Origin of the sequence: Pedobacter sp. PLR (assembly GCF_026239675.1) — a bacterium.
Lineage (GTDB): Bacteria > Bacteroidota > Bacteroidia > Sphingobacteriales > Sphingobacteriaceae > Pedobacter.
The window spans coordinates 39,729-66,358 of sequence record NZ_JAPIVQ010000009.1; the positions used below are offsets into that span (position 1 = coordinate 39,729).

Annotated in this window: 20 protein-coding genes, 1 tRNA gene and 1 other RNA gene; 11 read left to right on the top strand and 11 right to left on the bottom strand. The window is 40.2% G+C overall.

What is annotated here, in order from left to right:
* Positions 1-78 precede the first annotated feature (78 nt).
* Positions 79-714: a DsbA family oxidoreductase gene (locus tag OQX61_RS20610; protein ID WP_265843702.1), complete on the bottom strand. Its 636-nt coding sequence runs from the start codon at positions 712-714 to the stop codon at positions 79-81.
* Between the two features lies 1 nt (position 715).
* A complete protein-coding gene (locus OQX61_RS20615; RefSeq protein WP_265843703.1) occupies positions 716-1,753 on the bottom strand; it encodes an aldose epimerase family protein in 1,038 nt (345 codons plus the stop codon).
* Positions 1,754-1,837: 84 nt separating this feature from the next.
* Here OQX61_RS20615 and OQX61_RS20620 point away from each other — a divergent pair, with 84 nt between their 5' ends.
* From OQX61_RS20620 to OQX61_RS20630, 3 genes are read left to right on the top strand one after another with little or no spacing between them, the layout of a single operon-like run.
* Entirely contained in the window at positions 1,838-2,989 is a 1,152-nt protein-coding gene (locus OQX61_RS20620) for a galactokinase (protein WP_265843704.1), read from the top strand.
* Between the two features lie 33 nt (positions 2,990-3,022).
* Positions 3,023-3,553, top strand: coding sequence for an RNA methyltransferase (locus tag OQX61_RS20625; RefSeq protein WP_265843705.1), 531 nt, complete (start codon positions 3,023-3,025; stop codon positions 3,551-3,553).
* A 25-nt stretch (positions 3,554-3,578) separates the two neighbouring features.
* A complete protein-coding gene (locus OQX61_RS20630; RefSeq protein ID WP_265843706.1) occupies positions 3,579-4,238 on the top strand; it encodes a YdeI/OmpD-associated family protein in 660 nt (219 codons plus the stop codon).
* Positions 4,239-4,305: 67 nt separating this feature from the next.
* Here OQX61_RS20630 and OQX61_RS20635 read toward each other — a convergent pair whose 3' ends face one another.
* The 4 genes from OQX61_RS20635 to gltB form a co-directional block, all read right to left on the bottom strand.
* Positions 4,306-5,727, bottom strand: a complete 1,422-nt coding sequence (locus tag OQX61_RS20635; RefSeq protein ID WP_265843707.1) for a SusD/RagB family nutrient-binding outer membrane lipoprotein — start codon at positions 5,725-5,727, stop codon at positions 4,306-4,308.
* An 11-nt stretch (positions 5,728-5,738) separates the two neighbouring features.
* The gene (locus tag OQX61_RS20640) at positions 5,739-8,783 is read right to left on the bottom strand and encodes a SusC/RagA family TonB-linked outer membrane protein (protein WP_265843708.1); all 3,045 of its coding nucleotides are present in this window, start codon (positions 8,781-8,783) and stop codon (positions 5,739-5,741) included.
* Between the two features lie 385 nt (positions 8,784-9,168).
* Positions 9,169-10,635 (bottom strand): glutamate synthase subunit beta, encoded by a 1,467-nt coding sequence (locus tag OQX61_RS20645; protein ID WP_265843709.1) that lies wholly within the window; start codon positions 10,633-10,635, stop codon positions 9,169-9,171.
* A gap of 84 nt (positions 10,636-10,719) precedes the next feature.
* Complete coding sequence (gene gltB / locus OQX61_RS20650) at positions 10,720-15,225, bottom strand: glutamate synthase large subunit (RefSeq protein ID WP_265843710.1); 4,506 nt, start codon at positions 15,223-15,225, stop codon at positions 10,720-10,722.
* Positions 15,226-15,601: 376 nt separating this feature from the next.
* Here gltB and ffs point away from each other — a divergent pair.
* Together ffs and fsa are read left to right on the top strand one after the other, a co-directional pair.
* An RNA gene (ffs, locus tag OQX61_RS20655) (signal recognition particle sRNA small type) lies at positions 15,602-15,701 on the top strand.
* Positions 15,702-15,801: 100 nt separating this feature from the next.
* Positions 15,802-16,461 (top strand): fructose-6-phosphate aldolase, encoded by a 660-nt coding sequence (fsa, locus tag OQX61_RS20660; RefSeq protein WP_265843711.1) that lies wholly within the window; start codon positions 15,802-15,804, stop codon positions 16,459-16,461.
* A gap of 33 nt (positions 16,462-16,494) precedes the next feature.
* Here the strand turns inward: fsa and OQX61_RS20665 are convergent, their stop codons facing one another.
* Entirely contained in the window at positions 16,495-16,989 is a 495-nt protein-coding gene (locus OQX61_RS20665; protein WP_265843712.1) for an HAD family hydrolase, read from the bottom strand.
* 126 nt (positions 16,990-17,115) lie between these two features.
* Here OQX61_RS20665 and OQX61_RS20670 point away from each other — a divergent pair, with 126 nt between their 5' ends.
* Entirely contained in the window at positions 17,116-17,949 is an 834-nt protein-coding gene (locus OQX61_RS20670) for an alpha/beta hydrolase (RefSeq protein ID WP_265843713.1), read from the top strand.
* Between the two features lie 89 nt (positions 17,950-18,038).
* On the opposite strand, the gene OQX61_RS20675 is transcribed toward OQX61_RS20670, so the two are convergent.
* Positions 18,039-18,111 (bottom strand) — tRNA-Lys (locus OQX61_RS20675).
* 346 nt (positions 18,112-18,457) lie between these two features.
* Positions 18,458-19,294, bottom strand: a complete 837-nt coding sequence (locus tag OQX61_RS20680; protein WP_265843714.1) for a DUF6266 family protein — start codon at positions 19,292-19,294, stop codon at positions 18,458-18,460.
* A 366-nt stretch (positions 19,295-19,660) separates the two neighbouring features.
* Here OQX61_RS20680 and OQX61_RS20685 point away from each other — a divergent pair, with 366 nt between their 5' ends.
* From OQX61_RS20685 to OQX61_RS20705, 5 genes are all read left to right on the top strand, one after another.
* The gene (locus OQX61_RS20685; protein ID WP_265843715.1) at positions 19,661-20,998 is read left to right on the top strand and encodes a histidine phosphatase family protein; all 1,338 of its coding nucleotides are present in this window, start codon (positions 19,661-19,663) and stop codon (positions 20,996-20,998) included.
* 52 nt (positions 20,999-21,050) lie between these two features.
* Positions 21,051-21,770, top strand: a complete 720-nt coding sequence (locus OQX61_RS20690; protein ID WP_265843716.1) for a hypothetical protein — start codon at positions 21,051-21,053, stop codon at positions 21,768-21,770.
* A gap of 203 nt (positions 21,771-21,973) precedes the next feature.
* On the top strand, positions 21,974-22,606 hold the full coding sequence (locus OQX61_RS20695; RefSeq protein ID WP_265843717.1) for a hypothetical protein: 633 nt from the start codon (positions 21,974-21,976) through the stop codon (positions 22,604-22,606).
* On the top strand, positions 22,606-23,436 hold the full coding sequence (locus OQX61_RS20700; protein WP_265843718.1) for a DUF3307 domain-containing protein: 831 nt from the start codon (positions 22,606-22,608) through the stop codon (positions 23,434-23,436). The genes OQX61_RS20695 and OQX61_RS20700 overlap by 1 nt, the downstream gene beginning before the upstream one ends.
* A 76-nt stretch (positions 23,437-23,512) precedes the next feature.
* The gene (locus OQX61_RS20705) at positions 23,513-24,643 is read left to right on the top strand and encodes a DEAD/DEAH box helicase (RefSeq protein ID WP_265843719.1); all 1,131 of its coding nucleotides are present in this window, start codon (positions 23,513-23,515) and stop codon (positions 24,641-24,643) included.
* Positions 24,644-24,695: 52 nt separating this feature from the next.
* Here the strand turns inward: OQX61_RS20705 and OQX61_RS20710 are convergent, their stop codons facing one another.
* Positions 24,696-25,640 carry a nitrilase family protein gene (locus tag OQX61_RS20710; protein WP_265843720.1) on the bottom strand — a complete coding sequence of 315 codons (945 nt, stop codon included), beginning with the start codon at positions 25,638-25,640 and terminating at the stop codon, positions 24,696-24,698.
* Between the two features lie 89 nt (positions 25,641-25,729).
* Positions 25,730-26,539, bottom strand: a complete 810-nt coding sequence (locus tag OQX61_RS20715; RefSeq protein ID WP_265843721.1) for a helix-turn-helix domain-containing protein — start codon at positions 26,537-26,539, stop codon at positions 25,730-25,732.
* Positions 26,540-26,630: the final 91 nt, after the last annotated feature.

Here is a 26,630-nt window from a genome sequence, read left to right on the forward strand (position 1 = left end):
CCTTGCAGGATTGATTCTGCAAGGCTTTTGTTTTTTAACACCAGTACCTCTCCTTCTGAATGAATCAGCAGACCAGGGTTAGCGTGATTCCCAGGCTTGATTTAAAGCACCTAGAAATGTTTCCGGTGGTTGTGCACCTGAAACGGCCAGTTTATCATTGAATACGAAAAATGGAACCCCGCGAACACCTATTGTTTCCGCAGTTTTCTCATCATATCTTACTTCATCAGTAAAACGATCACTATTTAACATTTCCTTGATCTCTAAGGCATCTAAGCCAATAGAAACCCCGATTTGCTGCAATGATTCATGATCATCGATATTTTTTCCATCAGTAAAATGAGCTTTAAACATAGCCTCTTCTATTTCATCGCCAAGGCCTTTTGTTTTTGCCAGCTGAATTAACCGGTGAGCATCAAAAGAATTGGCCACAATTGCCTGGTCAAAATTAAAGGTAAGTCCAACTGCGGCAGCGGCATCGGCAACATTTTTATGGGTTTCTGCTGCCCATTCTTTTGACTTCCCATAACGTTCTGCCAAATATTCTTCAGAAGTTTTATCGAGTACTGTTGCCGCATTCGGATCCAGCTCGAAGCTATGCCATTCCACTTCTATTTCTCCCTTGTGTTCAAAATCTGCGAGCGCAGTTTCAAACTTTCTCTTTCCTATATAGCAAAACGGACATCTTACGTCCGACCAGATGTCGACTTTCATATTAATTATGTTCTATTTTATAAACTGTAGTTTGTGTGTAAGTCTCTCCGGGTCTCAAAATCGTACCCGGAAAAGAAGGGATATTGATCCCATTTGGATGGTGCTGTGTTTCCACGCAGAAGGCTTCATAAGGATGGTATGTTGCACCTCCTTTTCCTTCTTTTACCGATAAGTATTTAGCGGTGTAAAGATGCGCAACAGGCTCAGTGGTATAGACCGATAGTTTTAGTCCGCTTTTCTCTTCAGAAGTCTCGGAAGCTAAAGTAAACTCACCATAAGGTTTATCTAAAACATACGTTTGATCGTAACCTTCTTCCGGATTCCAGTCATGAGCAAAGGTTTTTCCGCCAAGGAAGTCGTGATTTGTGCCCTCTACAGGGATTAACTTTCCGGTTACAACATAGTTATCATCCTGTTCCAGGTAATTGCTTGCAGGCATTCTATGGAAGTGCTGATCAATTACACCCAGATCCGGAGATAAATTGAAATAACTATGATGGGTCAGGTTGATGGCAGTTGCTTCATCTGTTGTCGCTTTATAATCCAATCTCAATTCATTATCATCTGTTAACTTAAAGGTCAGCTGAACGGTCAGGTTACCAGGGAAATTCTCTTCTCCCGCAGGACTGATATATTGTAAAGTCAGGCTTGGATCAATGGTTGGTAAAATTGTCCATACTTTTCTGTCGAAGCCGATATCTCCACCATGAAGGCAATCTCCGCCTTTAGCTTGCGACAACTGATGAACTTTTCCGTCAATGGAAAATCTTCCGTTTTTAATACGGTTGGCATAGCGCCCGATTACCGCCCCCAGGTAAGGATAATCAGCCAGGTAATCTGCATTAATATATCCCTCAAAATCATCAAAACCAAGAACGATATCCTGCTTTTCACCATGCTTATTGGTCACTATGAACTTATTGATGATTGCACCATAGTTGTATATTTTTACATAAGTACCATGCGTATTTGTTAACTCAATTCCGAAGACTTCTTTATCGTCAATAAATTTCCCGGTCTTGATTAGCTTTGTTTCCATAAATTGTATATTAGGGCGGTTGTTATTTATAACAATACTATCAATACTTTACTTAAAACAAAAACATTAATTTAAAAAATTACAATGAAAGCGGAATTGACCGAAAAATTCTCAGCGCTATATGGACAAGAACCAAAGGCGAACTACTTTACCCCTGGACGCGTTAATCTGATTGGCGAGCATATTGATTATAACGGTGGATTAGTGATGCCCTGCGCGATAACACTAGGTACCTGGTTAAGTATTGCCCCTAATAATGACCAGGTAATTCGCTTTAAAAGTTTGAACTTCCCTGAGGAACTGGAGATTCCCTTACAGGATACTTATACTAAAACCGGCTCTGAATGGTACAATTACCCATTAGGTGTATTCCACGAAATTCTTAAAAAACATAAAATCCCTACCGGGCTGGACTTGTTGTTTTACGGTAATATTCCTATCGGATCCGGACTTTCTTCTTCCGCTTCTATAGAAGTGGCGATGGCTTATGCATTGAATGATTTCTTTGGTTTAGGTTATGAGAAAATTGAGATTCCATTGCTGGCACAGAAGGTTGAAAACGAATTTATAGGTGTGAATTGCGGCATAATGGACCAGTTTGCCGTTGCATTTGGAGAAGAACACAAAGCTTTAGTGCTGAATTGTGATACTTTAAAATACAAATCAGTAGCCTGTAACCTTGGAGATTACCGATTAGCCATCATCAATACGAATAAACCAAGAAAGCTTGCGGAATCAAAATACAATGAAAGAGTTGCTGAATGTCAAACCGCTTTAGCAGATCTAAACAAGGAAGTTAAATTGAATAATCTATGTGAATTAAATGCAGAGAAGTTTGCTTTACATAGTCAATTGATCACAGATGAAACGGTATTAAAAAGAGCTACTCATGTGATCAGAGAAAACGACCGCGTGAATCTTGCCGGGAAGGCATTAAATGAAGGCGATCTGCAAGAATTTGGTCGCTTAATGTATGCTTCGCATCAATCCTTAAAAGATCTATATGAGGTTACCGGTAAAGAACTAGATGCTGTTGTTGAGTTTTGTAGTGATTACGAGCACGTAATTGGTGCAAGAATGACCGGTGCGGGTTTTGGCGGGTGTGCTATCGCCCTGCTTAAAAAAGGTCAGGAAGACGATTTCGCTAAACAATTGACTGATTTCTACGTAGAACGCATCGGATATCCAGCTTCGATCTATATCAGTGAGATTGGCAATGGTGCTTCTGCAATTTAATCTTATTTTTGCCGCCTAGAATAATAGTCCTTAATGAAGAAATTAAAAACAGACGAGCTAAACCGCGTAGGTGTAGAAGAGTTTAAAGAACAGGAAAAATTACCGGTTATTGTAGTGTTGGATAATGTGCGTAGTATGCACAATATTGGCTCTGTATTTAGAACAGCTGATGGTTTTGCAATAGAGAAATTATATCTCTGCGGCATTACAGCTCAACCCCCACACCGTGAAATAGAAAAAACAGCATTAGGTGCCACCCAGTCGGTAGCCTGGGAACATTTTGAAACCACATTGGATGCTGTGGCCAGTTTACGTAAGGATGGATATGAAATCATAGCCATTGAACAGGCTTCGGGAAGCACCATGTTGAACACATTTCAGCCAGATACACAGAAAAAATACGCCTTAATCTTTGGAAACGAAGTGAACGGCGTGAGCGATGAGGTAATGACACAAATTGATGAATGCATAGAAATTCCGCAATTTGGAACTAAACACTCTTTCAATATTGTGATCTCTGCAGGGATTGTATTGTGGGATTTCTTTGCCAAACTAAGATTATAAATAACGTTTTAACGCATGCTGATTTATGGAAAACAAATTACTCAAAAAACTACATGTAAAACCCGGGTACAAAGTTCTCATTGAGAATGCTCCGGAGAACTTAGTGGAAATATTGGGTGATTTTGATGCAATACAGCTCAGCTTTAATCCTGAAAAAGAGTTTGATGCGGTCATATTATTTGTGGCCAATGGTTATGAACTGGAGGAGCATCTGGATGGATTACATAAAAAGCTGCAACCAAATACCTTATTCTGGATTGCTTACCCTAAAAAAAACTCAGGAATACCCACTGATTTAAACATGATGGGGCCATGGAACGAGTTGAAAACTTATCAATTGACACCCTGCGCCTCTGCATCAATTTCTGAGATTTGGACGGGTATCCGTCTTAAACCAATTGCATTGGTGAAAGCATCGGCAGTCAGGAATGAGAACATTCAAAAGAATGATTTCTCGAACTACATTGATGTACTGAATAAACAGGTGAAAATGCCTGAGGATCTGGAATTCGCATTAAAAAAATATCCTCGGGCGCTGGAATATTTCCTGTCGCTGGCCTACTCTCATAAAAAAGAATATGTATTGTGGATATTGACAGCGAAACAAGATAAAACCAGAATTGGCAGAATAGAGAAAACGATCAATATGCTGCTTGCAAATAAAAAGAATCCTAACGACAAATAACAAAATAGCTGCTTACCTTTAGGTAAACAGCTATTTTGTTTTAAAATCGGTCTTGTTTGTAAATGGGTTATTTTGCCCACCATACCGGCACCGAAGTCAATATTCCCTGTTGAGGCTGAGGGTTTGACGTAATCTCCTGAGAAGGATAAGGAAAACGCTGAGGTATATAAGGTCGGAATGCATTAACAACGACATTTAGCGTTGGATATCCGGTTCTACGCCAGTCATTATAAGCTTCCAGTGATAAGAAATTAGCCACATACTTTTCACCAATTAAGCTCTTAAGCGGAGTAGTTGGATCCAGTGTCCCGTGTGCAGTGATATAAGTGTTTATATCATTTGTACTGACCCCTAAAGAAAGCATATTTTGCCTGATGGCTTCTTCAAATATAGGCTGGGCAATGGCTGCACCGGATTTTATTAATGTAGCTTCAGCTTTAACAAACAAAGCCTCAGCATAGGTTGCCAGATAAACAGGTGCTGAGGGCCCTACCTGATCCAGGAGTAAATAACCACCAACTTTGGGTCCTACAGTTGCATATATTTTTGGATTCGGATCGGGATCCGTACCACTTTCTCTACCCAAAAAGACTCCACCAGTACCCGGAAGACCAAGGATAGGCAGCCTGGGATCGCTATTTGCAGTTAATAAGTCGACAAAAGTTTTGTTTAACACCACACCACCTGCACCTGGTAGCGTTCCACGGTACCATGGATTTTGTGATTTATCGCCACCTTTATACGTTACTTTAGCATTTTCGCTATTGTTTGAAAAACCATTTTGCAAAGCAGCGAGCGCAAGGTCAGCCTGTGTTGAAGCAGAATACCCTGCTGCCTTACTTAACCGCAGGTAATATCTGGCTTTTAGCGTGTAAGCAAACTTCTTCCAGGAAGGGAAATCACCACCATAAATCAGGTCATCTGCTTTTGCGGTAATCCCGGTTGGTGTAGTATTCAGGATGGCAATAGCTTCGTCCAGGTTTTGTTGAATAACCTTGTAAATATCTTCCTGACTATCATATTTTGGCTTTAATCCATCTAGTGCGCGAAAGGCTTCCGAGTATGGAATATCTCCGAATAGATCCGTACAAATTGCCAGGTTGTAGGCCAGCAATATTTTTCCTATGGCAGCATAACTATTGTTCCCCCCTGTTTCGGCTTTACCAATCATGATTTTCAGGTTGTTAAAAACGGCAGGGTAAAGGTCAAAACTCCAGGTATTGTTCACGTCGCTAGGGGTAATTCTGTAGCTGTCAATTTCCGGTGCAGGCTGATTTATAGCCAGTTGTTGCGTCCAGTAAGCAGCAACAGAGCCAGGAAAACCTCCTAGAATATTGGTCGTAGTATAGAGCTCAACAGGTGTTAAAATCAGCGCCTCCTGAACATCTAAAGGATTGTTCGGATCTTTATTGATATCCAAATATTTCTTACATCCAGATGCAGAAATCAGCATTAAAAATGCTACGAATAAATAATATATCTTTTTCATGATTGATCTGTTTAAAAAGTGACTTTTACAGCAAAATTGAAGCTTTTATTAGATGGCGTTACAAAGTTGGTAAAGCCACCTCCATTTCCTGTTCCATACAAACTCACTTCAGGATCTGAACCTGTATAATGTGGGGTATAGAACCATAAATTCCGGCCTGTAGCAGATACGCTAAGCCCTTTAAATGGCATCTTCTTTAATACGTCCGCTGGAAAAGTATAAGCCAGGGTTACTTGTCTTAATTTAACATAAGTCCCATCCTCTACTCCATTTTCATCCACTGCTGAAAAATTTTCCTGATAGTACTTTTGATCTAATGTAATTTGTTTTGTGTTTGGTGAACCATCTTCAGTCACCCCTTCAATAACTTTAGTTGCAGTTCTGTCTTCGGTAATTTTAGTAACCCCATAAAAGTTAAGGTAAAAATTATCAAGATTGTACACATCCCCACCCTTTTTCATGTCAAGTACAGCTGATAGGCTAATACCTTTATAGGTGAAGGTGGTGGTTAAACCAGCATTCCATTTTGGCACTGTATTTCCAATGGCTCCAAGTGTTTCATCAATTATAGGATAACCTTCATCATCAATGACTAGACTTCCTGCATCATTCCGAAGGTACCTGGAACCAAAAATAACGGCATAAGGTTGATCTTTATAGGCAAATACACCCGGGCTTACAAAGCCTGCAAACTGAATATTATCAAGACCTTGTCCGATATCAGTTACTTTATTCTTAATCTTCGTGAAATTCAGGCTAATATCCCAGGTGATGTCCTTTGTTTTGACAGGAGTACCGCCTAATACCAGTTCAAGACCACGGTTATACATACTTGCCGCATTGATAACAGCTGCATTAAAACCACTTGAAGGGGTAATTGGTGTTGTACTGATTAGATCCTGACTTACTTTATTAAAATAAGTAGCTTCAAAATTCAACCTGCTTTGGAGAAATTTGAATTCCAAACCAGTTTCAAATTCCTTTAAACCTTCATTCTTCAGGTTCTTATCGCCGTAAGTATTGGTTAATAAGAATCCATTCAGATTGTCATAAGGGAACTCTATATTTCCAATAACAGGTTTTACATATGGGGTTCCAATACTGTAGGGTGCAACGTTATCATTTCCAACATAAGAATAAGAAATACGGAATTTACCGAAATTCATAATGGGGTTTTTGTTCATTCCCAGTGCTTCGGTAAAGATAAAAGCAGCAGATGCTGAACCATATGGATAAAATTGTTTATTGCTGCTCAGGACAGAAGTTCCATCATACCTTCCCGTTAAAGACAAGGATAGCATTCTCTTGTATTCTCCTGTCATTTGCGCATAAACGCCTACTTTTCTATAATTACTTTCTGTAATTGTGGAGATTTGAGTGGATGCATTAGCAATATTATAGAAATCTTTTGCGGATAAACCTATACCCTTGTCAAAAACTGTTTTTTGATCAGAAGCCAGAATATTATTACCGATCAAAATGCTTCCAAAGAAATCCTCTCCGAAGTTCTTCTTCGCTTCGATGATCAGATCATGGTTATATTGTCTGAAATTAATCTCTCTGTTGTACATTTTACCATTATCAGATTCACCACCCACAATTCCGGGAGCTTCATGGTAATGAGTATCATCATTAAAGATATCTGCACCCAAACGCTCTGTGATAGTTAGCCATGGAGTGGGATTATAAGTAACAGTAAAAACCGGTAAAAATCTGTTTACCAGGGAACTGAACTGGACATTGTCCACTAACCAATAAGGATTATTCCTTGCGGCACGATAGACCCTTTGTGTTCCATCCGGATAAGTAGTAGGCAATGGATCCCAGGATATTGGTGCAGAGTAAACCGTCCAGAATGGGCTTGCAAGACTATTTCCCTCAGGTAAACGATCATTAGAAGTATTGATATAATTCAGCTGCCCAATAACATTGATCTTATCAGTAATATTATTCGAAAACTTAGTAAAGAACGAATGACGACCGAAATCTGTACCCGGCATTGTTCCCTTGGTTTTTAAGTAGGAATATGAAACCAGATAGGTTGATTTATCGCTCGCACCACTCACAGCAACCGTATTGTCGCTTGTGATTCCCGTTCTGAAAAATTCCTTTCGGGGATCGTGTTTTTGCACAGGAGCACCATTCACCATTAAGCCATCAATAAGTGGCCCCCAGGAACCTGAGCCTAATTCTCCGTTATTTCCGTCTACATATACCCCATTGTTACCTTGAGCATACTTATCCTGAAACTCGGGAAATATTGGGTGGTCTACCGTAATTCCTGTAGAGACAGAAACTGAAGGTCTCCCCTTACCTGTTTTTGTGGTAATAATAACAACACCCCTTGCAGCAGCAGAGCCATACAGCGCACTTGCAGCGGCACCTTTTAGTATAGTCACACTTTCTATAATATTTGGATCAATGTCAATAGCTCTATTGGCTGTACCTCCTGCACTTAAGGCGCCATCAGGATTTCCTGCTTCCGAGTTATTAATAGGTACGCCATCCACAACAAATAAAGCACCGTTTTCCCCGGTTAAAGAGGTATTTCCCCGAATCACAATTTTCGAAGAACTACCGGCGGCACCACTGGAATTCGTAATCTGAACCCCTGCCACCTTACCCGCTAAGGCATTCACCAGATTATTTTCCTTTGCAGCGACTAAAGCATTACCACCTACTTCCTGCGTGGAATAAGTTAAAGTACGTTTATCCCGCTTTATGCCGAGCGCGGTAACTACAATTTCATTTAAACTGGTTTCTTCATCAGATAAAGAAACATCTATCTGATTATTACTTCCAATTGTTTTCGTTTGGGTTTTAAAACCCAGGTAAGAAAACTCCAGACTCAGGTTTGTACCTGCAACTTGAATACTATACCTGCCAGCTGAATTTGTTAAGGTAGCTGTTTTCTGTCCAACCACCCTTATGGATACTCCAGGGAGGGGTTTTTGGTCACTTGCAGCTATCACAGTTCCCGTAATCGTACGAGTTTGTGCCCATGCGGCTATGCTAAATAGCAATAGAAGCATTAAAAAGAGTAGTGATTTTTTCATAGTCCTATTAGAATTAGTTTGTTACTTAAATTTAAGCAACAAACCAATTATTTGAATCAAACTGTCTCTTTTTTATTACAAGTTTCACAAATGTGGATTAAACATGTAAATTGGGCATTTTTTCGTCAAAAAAAAGCAGTATGAAGTTGATATTGAGCGGAATAAGACCAGTTTTACCTGGTCCGCAGAGGCAGGAAAAGACCATAAAGGATCACAGTGCAAAAGTTCTGTTGATTGGTTCTTATTTTGAAATTCCTAAAGGAATTGGCGATGAACTATTTCAGTACAGGAAAATAATTCATAAAAAAAGCAGCTATCAACACATAGGTGATAGCTGCTTTTAGTTAGATGGTGGAATAATTTCTACAAATTTATTCTTTATTAATTATGCGTAAGGAATACCGTCTTTTGAAGCGAGTCTGCTGTGACCCATCAGGTATTCATCTACCTTACGGGCAGCTTCTCTACCTTCAGAAATAGCCCAGACAACCAACGATTGTCCACGACGCATATCTCCTGCTGCAAAGATCTTTGCGATATTGGTTTGATACTTACCTTCTTCAGCTTTTACGTTACCTCTGTTGTCCAGCTCTACCCCTAATTTTTCAATTAAGCCTTCTTTCTGAGGATGTAAGAAACCCATCGCCAATAAAACCAGCTGACAAGGTAAATCTCTTTCCGTACCTGGTTTCTCTTTGAAGTTCAAAGGTCTGCCTGTAGGATCAATTTCCCATTCTACGTCTACCACCTTTAAAGCTTTAAGGTTGCCATTTTCATCTTTGATAAACTCCTTGGTGTTTACACCCCATGCTCTTTCGCAACCTTCTTCATGCGAAGAAGTCACTTTAAGCAACATTGGGAATGTTGGCCATGGCATATTAGAAGTACGTTGCGACGAAGGCATTGGCATAATCTCGAACTGCATTACAGATTTGGCGCCCTGACGGTTAGATGTTCCGATACAATCGGAACCTGTATCACCACCACCAATCACGATCACATCCTTACCGGTAGCCAGGATTGCCTCTTCTTCGAAGCTAATATTTTTAACACGCTTGTTCTGTTGTTTTAGGAAATCCATTGCATAATGAACCCCTTTTGCCTCGCGGCCAGTGATGTTCAAATCTCTTGGGATGGTAGAACCACCCGCCAAAACGATACTCTGGAACTCTCTCAGTAAAGTGTTCAACTCTACATTTACGCCAACATTGGAATTACATTTGAAAACAATACCCTCTTTTTCCATCAGGTTGATACGTCTGGTTACAATATCCTTCTGAAGTTTAAAATCAGGAATACCATAATTCAACAAACCACCTGGTGCATCATCGCGTTCGTATACCACGACCTCATGTCCAGCTCTGTTTAATTGCGCTGCTGCTGCAAGTCCGGCAGGACCTGAACCAATAACGGCAACTTTCTTACCTGTACGGATCAACGGCTCTTCCGCTTTGATATACCCTTTATTGAAGGCAATCTCAATAATATGTTTTTCAATTTCTTCAATAGATACCGGTGATTTGTTAATCCCCAGCACACATGCTGACTCGCATGGTGCAGGACAAATTCTTCCGGTGAACTCAGGAAAGTTATTGGTGCTCAACAATATAGTTGACGCCAACTGCCAGTCTCCTTTATATACCGCGTCATTGAATTCCGGAATCACATTTCCCAGCGGGCAACCCGACTGACAGAATGGAACGCCGCAATCCATACACCTTGCGGCTTCACGGTTTACCTGCTCTAGTTCAAAATTCTCTACAAATTCATTATAATGCTTTAAACGTTCTTTAGCATCTTCTTTTATAGGAGCAGTTCTCTCATACTCTAAAAATCCGGTTACTTTTCCCATAGTTAAGCTATATTTAGTTTAGTGGTTCTCGTCATTTTGTGTTTCAATTTACGGTGGTGGCTCTTGTTTTGTGCTGGACTATACTTAAACACTTACGGTAGCTCTTTTCATCATTACTGCTTTGTATTCTTTAGGGAATACCTTGATGAAATGTGCAGATTGAGTTGCCCAGTCACTTAAGATAAACTTAGCTAAACTACTATCTGTAAGTTGGATGTGTTTTTTCAATAACACATTGATGCGTAATTCATCCTGTTCATCCAGTGGATCAAGGTCTACCATTTCCTTATTACATTTATTGGTAAATTCTTGTTTCATATCATAGATCCAGGCTACACCACCGCTCATACCAGCAGCGAAATTGCTACCCGTATCACCGATCACCAACACTTCACCGCCGGTCATATATTCACAACCATGATCACCTAAGCCTTCTACTACAGCTGTAGCACCAGAATTTCTTACCGCAAACCTTTCACCGGCCTGACCTCTCACATACAATTCACCCGAAGTTGCACCATATAAGGCTACGTTACCGATGATGATATTTTGCTCAGGCACATAGCTGATCGTACTAAAAGGATAGATCGATAATCTAGCGCCAGAAAGACCTTTACCTACATAATCATTTGCTTCACCTTCTAATTGCAAGGAGATTCCTTTTGCTGCAAAAGCACCAAAACTTTGTCCCGCTGAACCTTTGAATTTAAAGTTGATCGTATCTGCCGGTAAACCTTGTGATTTGTAGATTTTTGAAACCTCGTTTGAAAGCATCGTACCTATAGCACGATTCGTGTTCTTTACTTCAAATTCTCTGTAAATCGGCTCTTTATTTAACAATGCAGGAGCAGCAGCTTTGATCAGTTGATGATCTAAAATATCCGTCAGGCCATGATCTTGTGTTTCTGTCTGGAATAAGCTCAACCCATTGTCTGGTGCTTTATATAAGATCGCAGAAAGATCCAGATCTTTTAATTTCCAGTCGCCCGGATCAATTGCACGTACGCTTAAAGCATCTGCCTGACCAACCATCTCTTCCACTGTTCTGAAACCAAGTTCTGCCATCGTCTCTCTCAACTCTTCCGCTAAGAATCTGAATAAGTTCACAACGTGATCTGCCTCACCGGTAAACAACTTTCTCAGGTTAGGATCCTGAGTAGCCACACCAACCGGACAAGTATTCAAATGACATTTTCTCATCATAATACAGCCAGCGGTTACCAGAGCTGCAGTTGCTACACCCCATTCTTCAGCACCTAAAAGGGCTGCAATAGCGATGTCTCTACCCGTTTTCAATTGGCCATCCGTTTGTAATACTACCCTGCTACGTAAGCGGTTTTTAACCAAAGTCTGGTGCGCTTCCGCTAAACCAAGTTCCCATGGTAATCCAGCATGTTGGATAGAAGTTAATGGAGAAGCACCGGTACCACCGTCAAATCCTGAAACCAGGATCACATCTGCGTGAGCTTTCGCTACACCGGCAGCAATCGTACCTACACCTGCTTTAGAAACTAGTTTCACATTGATTCTAGCCTCACGGTTAGCATTTTTCAAATCAAAGATCAGCTGTGCTAAATCCTCAATAGAATAAATATCATGGTGTGGCGGCGGTGAGATCAGACCTACGCCAGGTGTCGCATGACGAACTTTTGCAATCCATTCGTCTACTTTATCACCAGGTAATTGTCCACCTTCACCAGGTTTCGCACCTTGTGCCATTTTAATTTGTAACTCATCTGCGTTGCTCAGATAATAACTCGTTACGCCGAAACGTGCAGAGGCAATCTGTTTGATCGCAGAGCGCATAGAATCACCGTTAGGTAAAGTCTCATAGCGCAATTCATCCTCACCACCTTCTCCGGTATTACTCTTTCCACCGATACGGTTCATGGCAATAGCCAAAGTAGAGTGCGCTTCATGAGAAATGGAACCGAAAGACATTGCACCTGTTGCAAAACGTTTAAATATCTTTTCAATTGGTTCTACCTCCGACAAAGGCACTGAAGGACGTTTGTAATTAAATTCAAACAATCCACGGATCGTAAACGCTTGATTGGTTTGCTCATTTACGAGCTTAGAATATTGTTTGTATACGTTGTAATCATTCTTTCTGGTCGCATTTTGCAACAAGTGAATCGTTTGAGGATTGAACAAATGTTGCTCTCCTTTACGTTTCCATTTGTAATTACCACCAGTAGGCAAGATCATATCCGGACGTGTAGCCGAACCGAAAATCCTGTTGTGTTTGATCAGCGTTTCTCTGGCGATCTCATCCAACCCTAAACCACCGATTCTTGAAACCGCACCGGTAAAGTAATTGTCGACCACTTGTTTGTTCAAACCAAGAATCTCAAAGATTTGCGCACCATGATAAGATTGTAATGTAGAAATACCCATTTTAGAGAAAATCTTCAACAATCCGTTATTTACAGCATATATATAGTTCTGTATAAGTTTCGCCGGTTTAACCTCCAATTCTGTTTCAAAACCAGTAATCGTTTCTTCCGCTAAGTAAGGATTTACTGCAGTCGCGCCGAAACCAATTAAACAAGCAAAATGGTGAACTTCCCAAACATCACCAGCCTCTACTACTAATCCAACATCACCTCTATACCCCTTGCGGATCAAATGGTGGTGAACAGTTGAAACAGCCAATAAAGAAGGAATTGCGGCGTGTTCAGAGTCTAAAGCGCGATCGGATAGGATAATCACCTGGAAACCGTCTTCCACAGCATCAACTGCATAGCGACACAATCTGTCTAATGCTTTTGCCATAGCGCCAGGTTTACCTGTAGCTCTGAAATAAGTTTGTAAAGTTTTAGATTGGAATACACCAGTATCTATACTTCTAAGTTTTTCCAGCTCTAAATTCGTTAATATCGGATGCTTGATACCTACACAGTGACACTGTAAAGCATTTTCTTCCAGAATATTTCCGTTGTTTCCCATGAATCCCGCAAGACTCATCACCACTTTTTCCCTGATCGGGTCGATTGGTGGATTGGTTACCTGGGCGAATAACTGTTTAAAATAAGAAGAAAGGTGTTGTGGTTTTTGTGATAAAATGGCCAAAGGAATATCGGTTCCCATAGATCCGATCGGTTCTTTAGCATCCTTAGCCATTGGTTTCAGGATTAAATCGATATCCTCACGGCTATATCCAAACACCTGTTGGTATTTAAAAATAGACTCCTGAGAAAGACCGCTAAACACGACTCTTGGATCAGAAAGTTCTTCTAATCTAATCTGATATTGATTTAACCAATCTGCATATGGCCTGCGGCTACATACCAATTGCTTAATTTCCGTATCAGAAATGATCCGACCTTGCTCCATATCTACGACAAACATCTTTCCAGGGGTCAACCTACCCTTTTCAATAATTTTGCTTTGATCTAAAGCCAATGCACCAGCTTCTGACGCCATAATCACATGGTCATCTTCCGTAATGGCATATCTTTGCGGACGTAATCCGTTTCTATCCAACGTTGCTCCAATCAGGTTACCATCTGTAAAGGAAACAGCCGCTGGTCCATCCCAAGGCTCCATTAAAGTAGCATGGAACTTATAAAACGCTTGTTTAAGCTCGTCCATATCATCGTTACCGTCCCATGCCTCAGGAATTAACATCATCAAAACATGTGGCAGAGAACGACCTGCATGAACTAAAAGCTCTACTATATTATCTAAACAACCTGAATCGGAATTGGATTCATCAATTACAGGAAGTAAAATATTCAATTCTTCAGGCGTAAAGTGCGAGGAAGCCAAAGACTTCACGCTTGCTCTAAACCAGTTCAGGTTACCCTGAAGGGTATTAATCTCTCCATTATGGGCGATATACCTAAAAGGTTGCGCTAATTTCCAGGAAGGGAAAGTATTGGTTGCAAAGCGGCTATGGATTAGGCCAAAAGCGGAAACAACACGCTTATCGCTGAGCTCAGTAAAATAGGATCTTACCTGCAATGAGGTCAGCTGTCCTTTATATACTATAGTTCTGGAAGAGAAAGAGGCGATATAAAACTCCCCGTTAATCCCTTTTACTGTATTATTAATTGTCTTCGACAGGTAATTCTTGAAAACGTAAAGCTTGCGTTCAAAATCGGCACCAGCAGCGATTGCATACGGGCGTGCGATAAATACCTGTTCCATTTCCGGCTCTACAGATAGCGCCATATCTCCAATACCTGCTGTATTGGTTAATACTTTTCTAAAGCCCAGAACTTCTAGTCCCAGCTTCTCTCCTGCACGATAAATGATTTCTCTGCACTCTTCTCTCGCCTTAACATCTTTCGGTAAAAACAACATCCCTACCCCATAGTCTCCGGATTCATTTAAGCTGAATCCTATTTTAAGACATTCGTCATATAGAAATTCGTGAGGGATCTGTATCATGATACCTGCACCATCTCCAGTGTTAATTTCAGCGCCGCAAGCTCCGCGGTGATCAAGATTTTCAAGAATGGTTATTGCGTCGGAAATGATTTGTTGCGATTTTCTCCCCTTGATATGAGCAACGAAACCAATGCCACATGCGTCATGTTCAAAACGCTGGTCGTATAACCCTTGCTGATCTTGTGTTTGTTCCATAAGTTTAATTTATTGTTGGTTGGTATAGTGTGATTCGAACACTAAGTTACGAAAAAAAATCAAGTAATTATAATATCGGCATCTTTTTTAGGAAAAATGCAGTACATTTCAAATATAAAGTCTTTATATTACTATATTGATACCTGCAATCGATGTAAAATGCAATATTGGCAATGAAGACTTCCATATATAAGGGAGTTAGCATCAAAAGAAGCGACTATCCGCTTCAAGCCCTTTCCAACCTTAAAAAAAAGTTTAAAATTATTTTCACCTTCAAGCCCTTTAATTTCAGTTAATTAACTAAAAACCCCCTAGAAAAGTAAAATAAAAGCATTTTATACTTTGGTAGATTCAGATCTTTTCCTACTTTTGTGACGGGCAAGTCTTACACGATCAGCTCCTTTTGAACTCCCCCAGAGCGGGAACGAAGCAAGGGTAGAAGGTTGTAGCGGTGCGATGTAAGGGGCTTGCCCATTTTTATTTTTATTAGATTGATATGCTTCTGATGCATCCTCTTCTTTCTAACGACCAACACGAGTTAAATAAAACCATATATTTTCTTAAACTATATATCTTATGAAATTTTTCATAGACACAGCTAATCTTGATCAAATCAGAGAAGCTCATGACCTTGGTGTTCTAGACGGCGTAACTACCAACCCTAGCTTAATGGCTAAAGAAGGTATCACTGGCGAACAAAATGTAATTAACCACTACAAAGCAATCTGTGACATCGTTGATGCGAATGTAAGTGCTGAAGTAATTTCGACTGATTATGAGAGCATGATCAAAGAAGGTGAAGCATTAGCTAAACTAGACCCGAAAATCGTTGTTAAAATCCCTATGATTAAAGATGGCGTTAAAGCCATTAAATACCTTTCATCTAAAGGAATCAGAACTAACTGTACATTGATCTTCTCTGCCGGACAAGCTTTAATCGCTGCTAAAGCAGGTGCATCTTATGTATCTCCATTCTTAGGTCGTTTAGACGACATCTCTACGGATGGTTTTCAATTGATCGAAGACATCAGATTGATTTTTGATAACTACCAATACGAAACTGAAATTCTTGCAGCTTCAGTTAGAGGACCAATGCACATTATCAACTGCGCTAAATTAGGTGCTGACGTAATGACTGGCCCACTTTCTGCAATCCTTGCATTAATGAAACACCCATTAACCGACAGCGGTCTTGCTCAGTTCTTAGCTGATCATGCAAAAGCTGCAGGTAAATAGGCGAATCATAATTATATTAAAAAGTCCTGTTGATTAATTCGACAGGACTTTTTTTATGCTTTCATAAGTGATTTGTTCGTCAGGCTCGATCAGGATACCCTTCACTCCTGCTCCATTCGCAGCTTCTACATCTCTTGGTTTATCACCAATCATCACAGACAATGAAGGATCAATATTGTACGTAGCAATAGCCTCTAACACCATTCCCGACAAAGGTTTTCTACAATTACAAGGCTCAGATACCGTGGGGTGATGCGGACAATAGTAAGCATGGGTGATCTTTGCACCTTGTGCTTCAAATCTTTCTCCTAAGATGCGATGCATTTCAGCCAGTGTTTCTTCCGTATAACGTTTCAAAGCAATTCCACCTTGATTGGTAATGATAATCAGCATATAACCTTCGTCATACAGCTTTTTTAATGGTGGAATCTGGTATTCCAGGACTTCAAAATCTTCTACCCTACAGATATAATCGTAAATTTCATGATTTAACACGCCATCACGATCCAGAAATATTGCTTTATTCATTTGATTGTTCTTTTTTTCTGCAAAGATGAGGATATTATAATTGTTTATTCCTTCAAAATGTCGCTTTTCTTAAACATAATCACGATATATGATGTTATCAAACGTTGAACCTTTAAAATTTATAATATGCCCTATATCAAAAGAAATCCCGAAAACAGTAAATCTGTTAATATATTTTACGAAGATCTTGGTTCAGGAAAACCGGTAATTTTAATTCACGGCTGGCCGGTATCGCACGAAATGTGGGAATATCAGGTTGCCTCTATTGTATACAGTGGTTACCGTTGCATTGCTTACGACAGACGAGGCTTTGGTCAGTCTGATAAGCCCTGGAGCGGCTATGATTACGACACCCTTGCTTCCGATTTGAATGAATTGATTCTTGCCTTAGATTTATCCGAAGTAACGCTGGTTGGTTTTTCTATGGGCGGCGGAGAGGTTGTCCGTTATTTAGGTAAATATGGCAGTTCTAAAGTCGAGAAAGCAGTACTGATTAGTTCTGTTGTGCCTCTAATGTTGAAAACAGACGATCATGAAGAAGGTATTCCGAAAGAAGTTTTTGAAGAAATGATTGCCAATATCCAACAAGATCGTCCGGCATTCTTAACGGGATTCGGTAAGCAGTTTTTTGGTGAAGGTGTGTTGAATAAGCCTGTAAGTCATGAAATTCAGAACTGGATGCATCAGCTGGCTATCGTAGCTAGCCCAAAAGCCACTGTAGATTGCGTAAGAGCTTTCTCCGAGACAGATTTTAGAACAGACCTGAGCACCATTACCATACCAATGATGGTCATTCATGGTGATGAGGATAAGATCGTGCCTATTGAAGCAACCAGTGCAATTACTGCGATGTTGCTCCCTAATGCCGATTATTATGTAATGGAAGGTGGGTCACATGGATTATTTATCACTCATAAAGATGAATTAAACCAATTACTGGTTAATTTTCTAAAAAGATAACCTTCAAAACACAAACCCCTGTTAATTTTAAGATTAACAGGGGTTTTGTATTAAAACAACAAAGACTTAGATTTCTCTAAGTCTTTCTGTGATCCCGCTGGGATTCGAACCCAGGACCACTACATTAAAAGTGTAATGCTCTACCAGCTGAGCTACGGAATCAAAGCTTTTTTAGCTTTACTCTAAGCGTTTCCGTTTAAAGTGATGCAAATATAGGATTAGGATGCATATACTGCAAATTAATATCCCATAAATCCTATACTGTACTGATTTTAAGCGAGATTATTTATTTCCGACACAATTTAAGCCCTTTTTTTAAGGTTAGAACCAGCTGTTAATCTCCGGTTCATTCAGTTCTCCTCAAAAATTCGTTTCGCCTGATCGGACTGAAACAAACAGGGCTGTCAATACTATCCTATCGCTGCACAAATATTTTGACAAAGCATTTCCATTAACCTGCTAAAAAACACGTCATGGAAAGCTTTTAACTTAGAATGTCCTCAAAATTTCAAGACGGTTTTCCCGGCAGGTGTACGAGTTTATCTTTTAGAACCTGGTATTCTCTTTCCAGGTACCGGAACGCTTTGGTGGCGATGACTCCCTCCGCATAGTCCATTCTTTTCTTCTCGTAATCCACAGCAACCTGATCAAAACGGGCTTTAATAGCAAAATACTTTGCTTTTTCTGCTATTTCAAGCGGGCTATCCGGAGCACCATTCAGATTCCCTGCATAAGCACTGTCAGAGATTAATTTCTCATTGGAAGATTTAAAGCAGACATATACTTCCATTTGCGCTCCCATCATCCATTCTTTGTCAAGCGGGAGAAAACAGCTTCCATCAGCCCTTTTCGCGGCATTCAGATAGGTACTTGCGCATTTTTTTGTTGGGTGACTGACCAGTACCATCAGGATATCATCAATAGCACCATTTTCTACGATACCGGAATCCCAGCTTAAATTGAGCCCATCTGTACTTTTGCTGACTTTCAGATCCGCTGCCATTTCCAGTGTTCCTTGACTAAGGATCACTTTGGCATAATCGACCTTAATGTTGGGATACTCGCCCGTTAAAGCCTGTTTCTTGTTATAGGAAGTCGCCAGATTGTGTGGATTTTTAAGCGTTCCTTCTGATTCCTGCTTAAAACTGACATTGATAAAATCCTTCATCGGTTTCAGCAGTTCCATCGTTACCGACATCTCCTGGCGATTGGCTTTTTGTTTCAGGCTGGGTTTACCAGGTTTACCGGCACTGCGGCATATCAATTGTCCTCTGGACATGTAAAACACCACATTCCCTATTTTCCCCGTAGGGTGCCCAAAAGGGCCCACTTTGCATGTTGCCATGATATTAATTGGTTAATTCGTCTGAATTGACTAGAACCAAGATACTTACAAACAACAGCATATCCTACAAATCCCCTATAATGATACTAAACTATTTAGTAATCTGTTCGTAACCTAAACCAGCCTCAGCACAGGGTTTTCAGGCAATTTCAGCAAACAAGGCCCTACCAGCTAACAGCCAAAACCCCGGTAAAAATCACAATTCTGAAACCTTATGCTAACGCACATACTCCCTTTACAGAGTAGCCATTTCCTTCATAGTGAAGCTCAGTACTTCTGATAAATATTAAAACACTTTTAGCTGTAAAATATGTTTATCGATAAGCCGGAATCATTTATATTCAGTCAACCTTTTAAATAAACCAAATGAAGTACATTTTTACCTTTATCCTTCTGGGATGCAACCTGATCTATACTGCTGCGCAATCGCAGCAGTATTTGGGATCAAAAACACCCTACAAACCTCTTCAGGAGACTTACACCAGAGTGCCGGCCGGGTATAAACCGGTCTTTCTAAATCACCTGGGTCGTCATGGTGCCAGAAACTTAACTAAAGATGTCGCTAAATCTTTAGCATGGAATCTGATTTTTAAAGCTGACAGCGCTCAGGCTTTAAATCAACGTGGACAACAGCTAAAAGCTGCATTGGTGCTGCTACAGAAAGTAGAGCTCAGGCATCTGGAGTCCATTTCTGAAATCGGGAAACAGGAATTAAAGGAAATCGCAGAACGGATCTACGGCACAGAGCCCTTATTTTTTGCTCCGAACCAGACCATATTGCTGAGTACCACCAGCAAGGAAAGAACAAAACAGAGTGCTGTAGCATTTTTGGATGGCCTCTCAACAGCCACACACGGAAAAATGGCTACTATAAAATGGAACGAAAAGGATGATGTCAATCTCAGGTTTTTTGACTTATCCAGGCCCTATTTATCATTTAAAGCAACAGGTCCATGGCATTCCAGCTATGATCAACTTGCTAAAGCACTTAATCTGGAAGCAATATCTACCCGTATTTTCCATACTTTCTTTAGTGTAGACTACACTAAACGTATCGACTCCAAAGACAAAATCCGCTTTGTAGACGATCTGTATGGCTTTTACACCATCATCCCCGCCATTCATCAGGAGATCATGGAAAATGGGCTCAGCGATAAGGACATCGATCTAAAGACCTTTTTTAAATCCGAAGACTTAGCCGTATTATGCCGGTTAAATGATGCCGATAACTTTCTGAAAAAAGGACCAGGCAGAAATAACAATGGGATTCAGGTGAGCGTTGCAGCCCCTTTATTAGCCGATTTCATTAAGTCTACAGACGCTTTTATCAAATCAAGACCTTACAGGTCGGTACTTCGCTTTGCTCATGCCGAAACAGTTGCCCCTTTTGCAGCCATACTGAACTTAAATGGTGCTTCTACTGCCACAAAAGACATCCTCAGTTTTGACCGCATATGGAAAGCAAAAAACATCATTCCATTCAGCGCAAACATCCAGATGTTGCTTTATCAAAAGCCCGGGAATAATGGCTATCTGATCAAGTTCCTGTTAAATGAAAAGGAAACAGGTATCAGAGGATTAAGCACAAAAACCTTCCCTTACTACCCCTATAAAGAAGTACGTGCGTTTTATTTGAAAAAACTAAAGGCTCTCGGATTGGATTTAAACAGTAATATGGAAGAATACCTGAATCATATTAAATAAATTAACACCTATATTTGATTTCATATTCTAAAACATTTTTAACAAAACACACATGAAAAGATACCTTTTTATACTCTTTTTATTTACCTCCTTTTCAGGATACACACAAACCCTGACCAATTACAAATATGTAGTGGTTCCGGAAAAATTTCCTTTCCTTAAAACGGCGAACCTTTACGGATTAAATGACCTTGCTAAATTTCTTGTCGAACAAAAAGGATTCACACCCTATTTTGACAATGCGGAATTGCCGGCAGAAATTGCAAACAACAAATGTAAAGCGCTAAATCTGGAGGTATTAGAAAGAAAAACCATGTTTACCACTAATCTTACCGTGATATTAAAGGATTGTCAGGGCAATATTCTATTTAAAAGTAAGGAAGGTAAAAGCAGAGAAAAAGAGTATAAAGCCTCTTATAATTTTGCATTAAGAGATGCCTTTACTTCATTGGATACGCTGAATTTTGTGGCCGGCACTACCCCAACTACGATACAAAACCCTCAGCAAACACCTGTAGCCATCGCTCCTGTGAAATCTGAGGTTATTGCTGTTGCCGGTACTTTATATGCACAACCTATCGCTAATGGCTTTCAATTAATCAATACAGAACCTAAAGTGATACTGACCTTATTAACCACTTCTGTACAAGATTATTTCATCGCGAACAACGCAACTGCTCATGGCATTGTTTTCAAAAAAGCTGGAGAATGGCACTTTGAATACTATCAGGGCGATAAACTGGTCACTGAGAAACTACTGATTAAATTTTAATATAACTCAAAAAACCAGCTTTTCATAAGAAATAGTTGGTTTTTCACCTCTACACCCATATTTCTTGCAAAATATAGAGTGTTTACTCTATATTGACAGATTATAGAGTAAACGTTCTATAATTAGTATTTATAGAGTGTTTACTCTATATTTTGCAATTATAGAACAAACACTCTATATTTATAGTTTAATTAAGCCTAACTATGAAAACGCAAGCTGTCATCACCGGAGACATTATCAACTTCACCAAGCTACCTGCAACCAAAAGAAAACAGCTGATTAAGGATACAGACAAGCTACTAAAGACCTGGAGTAAAGCGCAAAAAAATGCAGAAATATTCAGGGGTGATAGTTATCAGGTGCTATTCGAAGAGGTACAGGAGGCCATTACCAAAAGCATACAACTTGTCTGCTGGTTTAAAAAACACTCCGATGAGGTCGCTAAAGTCTATTTAAGCACCCGCATTTCTGTAGGAATTGGTGAAGTCTCTTATCATGGTAAAAATGTTTTAAATTCTGACGGAGAAGCATTTCATCTTTCCGGAAGGAACTTTGACACCATGAAAGATGAAGAATTTCTATCTATTCATACAAACGACGAATTAAAGAATGATGGCATTAAAATAATACTTAACTTCGTAAATAAATATATAGAAAAGTGGACAAAAGGACAGTCTGAGGTAATTTATTTGCTTCTTGAAGGTAAAACACAGCAAGAGATCGCAATGCTCCTCTCGCTCTCTCAGCCCTCAGTCAACAGCAGGCTCAAATCTGCAGGCTGGAAAGAATTTGAACCCTCAATAAAATATATTGCAGACTTAGTAACACAGGAATAATGGAGATAAATTTACTACTCAGATTGATCTTTGCACATTTGCTAACCGATTTTGTGTTTCAACCCAAAAGCTGGGTGACCGATCGGGAGCAAAAGCATGGAAAATCCACTAAGCTTTACCTACACGTATTTATAACCACCATTGTTGCTTATATACTCTCCGGATTATATACCAACTGGTTGATTCCGGTAGTGATTTTCGCCTCTCATTTACTCATTGATTACCTCAAATCAAAGTCGGATAAAGACCGGTTCAGTTATTTTATAATCGACCAAATGGCACACCTGCTGGTCATTCTCCTTCTTTGGCTGTTCATTGAAAACAAATGGACCGCTGTCCAGGCGGCTATAGAACTGCTTAACGGGAGTCCAAAATTCTGGATTGTAGCAGGGGGATACTTATTTGTGACCTTGCCTTTAGGCATCATCATCGGAAAAGCAACCCAAAAATGGCGGGATCAAATCAGCCTGGAGAAAGCGCGGTCAAACTCAGCCTTAGCCGCTTCAGCGCAAGATATCCCTGAAACTGAAAATATAGAAGATCAAACAGAATCAACAATTCAAATCATCAGAAGTACCGAAGAACAGGAACTCGGACTTGCCAATGCTGGTAAATGGATCGGGATTTGCGAAAGGATATTGATCCTTACTTTTGTGATCATGGGTCAGTATACGGCTATTGGCTTCCTGATGACGGCAAAATCCATCCTAAGATTTAGTGAAAAAGAGAACAATACCCAGCTAAAAACAGAATATGTTTTGGTAGGAACGCTGGTTAGTTTTGCCTCCTCCGCAATGATTGGGGTACTCATTCACCTGGCAATAACATAATTTTATCCTCCAAAAGGCAACTAAACCACAGCAAACAACGTTTTTTACTTACTTTTACACAAAAAATTGAGTAATTATGTCTTTTACAGCCTTAGGTTTGTCACCTGCTTTATTAAAAGCACTTGCAGATCAGAATTTCACAGCGCCCACTCCTATTCAACAAACAGCTATTCCAGCTATATTAGATAAAAAAGATGTTTTAGGTATTGCCAAAACCGGTTCAGGAAAAACGGCCAGTTATGTGTTGCCGCTTTTAATGAACTTACAACAAAGTATTGGTGTAAAAAACCGCCATGCAAATGTATTGGTATTGGTGCCGACGCGTGAACTGGCTGAACAGGTAAAAGAAGTATTCAAGACTTTTAGTCCCGCGCTACTTAAGCCTGTTAAAACCTTAGCGGTGTATGGCGGGGTCTCAATTAACCCTCAAATGATGGGGATGCAGGGCGTAAATGTATTGGTGGCTACACCGGGCAGGTTATTGGAATTGGTAGACAACAATGCGGTACACCTGTCTGATATTGAAACCCTGGTATTAGACGAGGCAGATAAGATGCTTAATTTAGGCTTTAAAGAAGAGGTGAACAAAATCTTTGCTTTATTACCGAAAAAGCGCCAAAACTTACTGTTTTCTGCTACGCTAAGTCCTGATATTGAAAACATCAACCAAATCTTGCTACATGATCCTGTGGTGATTAAACTAGAAGCCGGGGAGGATACGTTAGACACGATCAACCAGGTGGCTTATATCGTTTCCGAAGAGAAGAAAGGACCGTTTTTACGTTACCTGATCAATCATCATGAAATGAAACAAGTATTGATATTTACTTCTTCTACACACCAGGCGGATGCTGTGGTAAACAAGCTCCGCAAAAATAACATTGATGCCAAAGCGATCCACAGCAAGAAAAGTCAGGGTTCCAGGACCGAATCATTGTATCTGTTTAAAGCAGGTAAACTGAGAGTATTGGTCGCTACAGATTTAATGGCCAGAGGAATTGACATCAATTTCCTTCCTTTTGTGATCAATTATGAACTGCCAAGATCACCTAAAGATTATGTACACCGTATCGGTAGAACCGGTCGTGCAGAAGCCGCAGGAGATGCAATTTCATTGGTCAGCAAAAATGATTTACACCACTTTGAAGTGATCCAGAAAAAGATGGGTAAAAAGGTAAACTTAATTGACGGCGAAAACATCATCTAATCCTAGATTAAAGAGAAACCCTTGCCATCATACGATGAGCAAGGGTTTCTCTTTATTTAAGCCAGGAAACCTGCTGTTTAGCGTCATGGGCAGCACCGATAATCTCTTTATACAACTCAGGTCTTCTCGCCTGAATATAGCGGTAACCTCCGGCCATTGTCAAGGGCTCCGGATTCAATTCCGCAATCACAAACTCATTGTCTAAAGACCTGCATTCAGTCATCACCTCTCCAAAAGGATCAACAATCATTGAACAACCATTTTTAAGCTGATCATCATCCATCCCGATTGGGTTAGAGAATACGGCATATATGGCATTATCGTAGGCACGGGCAGGCAACCATTTCATCAACCATTCACGGCCTTTCAAACCGTCAAATTCAGCACGTAAAACATCCTGATTACCAACCTTATCCTTCCAAAGATCCGCGTCCACAAAACCTGCACCTGGCCTGGTTGATGGCGTACACATCGTAACATGCGGCATAAAGATAACCTGCGCGCCTAACAGCCGGGTTGCCCTTACGTTTTCAACAATATTATTGTCGTAGCAAATCAGGATGCCACATTTCCAGCCATATAAGTCAAACACAGTAAACTCATTGCCTGGTGTAAGGTGAGGATTGATAAAAGGATGCAGTTTGCGATGCTTAGCGATCAGGCCTGTTTGATCCACACAAACGTAAGCCTTGAACAGGTTGTCGTCTGCATCTTTTTCAAATAAGCCCGCCAGAATAGCTATTTTGTACCTGCCGGCAAGTTCAATTAATTTCTGGACGCTGGGTCCATCAGGAATAAATTCTGCCAGCTCCAACATTTCTGACTTAGAGAGTGGCCTGGCGAAAGTATAACCAGTTATAGAGGACTCATGGAAAGCGATTGCCTCCGCTCCCTTTGCTGCTGCATCCTGAGCCAACTGCTCAATCACAGATAGATTATAGGTTTTATCCCCACTGCGATTTTCAAACTGAGCTGATGCTATTTTGATATTTTTCATTTTTACGGTAGTTTTAATTCAAAAATACAGGCACCCGCTCCCAAAAATTTGTATAAAACCGACAAAAACAAGAAGTAATTGAACATTGCTTAACTGACCGGCATGAGATTGATAGCCAATAGTTGAGCACTCTCTTTGTAATAACCTGGCGTAAGCCCTGTCATTTTCTTGAAATTGTTGTTCAGATGGGCCTGATCGTAATAGCCGGACGCATAAATCAGCTCAGCAATTTTTCCCTGACCGGGTTGTTTTTGAAGGAGTTTTAGTAAATGCTGAAACTTAATTGTATCTGCAAATCTTTTAGGCGAGGTACCTATGTACTCCCGAAAATTCCGTTCCAGTTGTCTTTCTGTTACCGACACTTTTTCCAGGATATCTACTATGGTCAGTATCCCCTGACGCTGATAAATGGTATCCATTGCCATTGCAATCTCAGCACTTAAACCACTTAACCCAATCAGGCGTTTCCATAAGAATTTTTCAATGATACTAATGGTGGTCTCAATTGATAAAGCAGTAAGCACTTGTTCTTCCAGATCACGGGCTTCCTGTCCGAATAAATCTACCAGAGGCAAGGTACAGTCCTTTAACTCATAAGCCGGAATATGGAAATGCGTAAACAAAGAATGAGGCTGTAAAACCACTACAATCATGTTCAGCTCAGCGCTTGCAGCAATTGTATTGTAACGACTGAGCTGCCCGTACACAAAACTCCTCGGTTGCAATTCTGGTATCAAATCCCCTTCCTTCCATTGCAATAACTGGTCTTTCAAATGAAAAACCAAACCTGGATTACCGTCAGAGAACATTCGGTAATACTGCTGTTTGTCAGCCTTCCGGCTCAATACCAGATAGTGTTTAACCAGGCCCTGAAGTGCAGCTTGAGGAGGTATTTGCATATATCTGATAAAGGTATAGATAATAACTGCATTCCGAAAATCCGCATGACCATAAGATCATAGTAACGAAAAACGCCCCAAAAAGTGATGT

Bases quoted from the DNA above. Each gene is read 5' to 3' on its own strand.
- OQX61_RS20610 (WP_265843702.1), bottom strand. From the start codon at position 714: ATGAAAGTCGACATCTGGTCGGACGTAAGATGTCCGTTTTGCTATATA.
- OQX61_RS20615 (WP_265843703.1), bottom strand. From the start codon at position 1,753: ATGGAAACAAAGCTAATCAAGACCGGGAAATTTATTGACGATAAAGAA.
- OQX61_RS20620 (WP_265843704.1), top strand. From the start codon at position 1,838: ATGAAAGCGGAATTGACCGAAAAATTCTCAGCGCTATATGGACAAGAA.
- OQX61_RS20625 (WP_265843705.1), top strand. From the start codon at position 3,023: ATGAAGAAATTAAAAACAGACGAGCTAAACCGCGTAGGTGTAGAAGAG.
- OQX61_RS20630 (WP_265843706.1), top strand. From the start codon at position 3,579: ATGGAAAACAAATTACTCAAAAAACTACATGTAAAACCCGGGTACAAA.
- OQX61_RS20635 (WP_265843707.1), bottom strand. From the start codon at position 5,727: ATGAAAAAGATATATTATTTATTCGTAGCATTTTTAATGCTGATTTCT.
- OQX61_RS20640 (WP_265843708.1), bottom strand. From the start codon at position 8,783: ATGAAAAAATCACTACTCTTTTTAATGCTTCTATTGCTATTTAGCATA.
- OQX61_RS20645 (WP_265843709.1), bottom strand. From the start codon at position 10,635: ATGGGAAAAGTAACCGGATTTTTAGAGTATGAGAGAACTGCTCCTATA.
- gltB (WP_265843710.1), bottom strand. From the start codon at position 15,225: ATGGAACAAACACAAGATCAGCAAGGGTTATACGACCAGCGTTTTGAA.
- fsa (WP_265843711.1), top strand. From the start codon at position 15,802: ATGAAATTTTTCATAGACACAGCTAATCTTGATCAAATCAGAGAAGCT.
- OQX61_RS20665 (WP_265843712.1), bottom strand. From the start codon at position 16,989: ATGAATAAAGCAATATTTCTGGATCGTGATGGCGTGTTAAATCATGAA.
- OQX61_RS20670 (WP_265843713.1), top strand. From the start codon at position 17,116: ATGCCCTATATCAAAAGAAATCCCGAAAACAGTAAATCTGTTAATATA.
- OQX61_RS20680 (WP_265843714.1), bottom strand. From the start codon at position 19,294: ATGGCAACATGCAAAGTGGGCCCTTTTGGGCACCCTACGGGGAAAATA.
- OQX61_RS20685 (WP_265843715.1), top strand. From the start codon at position 19,661: ATGAAGTACATTTTTACCTTTATCCTTCTGGGATGCAACCTGATCTAT.
- OQX61_RS20690 (WP_265843716.1), top strand. From the start codon at position 21,051: ATGAAAAGATACCTTTTTATACTCTTTTTATTTACCTCCTTTTCAGGA.
- OQX61_RS20695 (WP_265843717.1), top strand. From the start codon at position 21,974: ATGAAAACGCAAGCTGTCATCACCGGAGACATTATCAACTTCACCAAG.
- OQX61_RS20700 (WP_265843718.1), top strand. From the start codon at position 22,606: ATGGAGATAAATTTACTACTCAGATTGATCTTTGCACATTTGCTAACC.
- OQX61_RS20705 (WP_265843719.1), top strand. From the start codon at position 23,513: ATGTCTTTTACAGCCTTAGGTTTGTCACCTGCTTTATTAAAAGCACTT.
- OQX61_RS20710 (WP_265843720.1), bottom strand. From the start codon at position 25,640: ATGAAAAATATCAAAATAGCATCAGCTCAGTTTGAAAATCGCAGTGGG.
- OQX61_RS20715 (WP_265843721.1), bottom strand. From the start codon at position 26,539: ATGCAAATACCTCCTCAAGCTGCACTTCAGGGCCTGGTTAAACACTAT.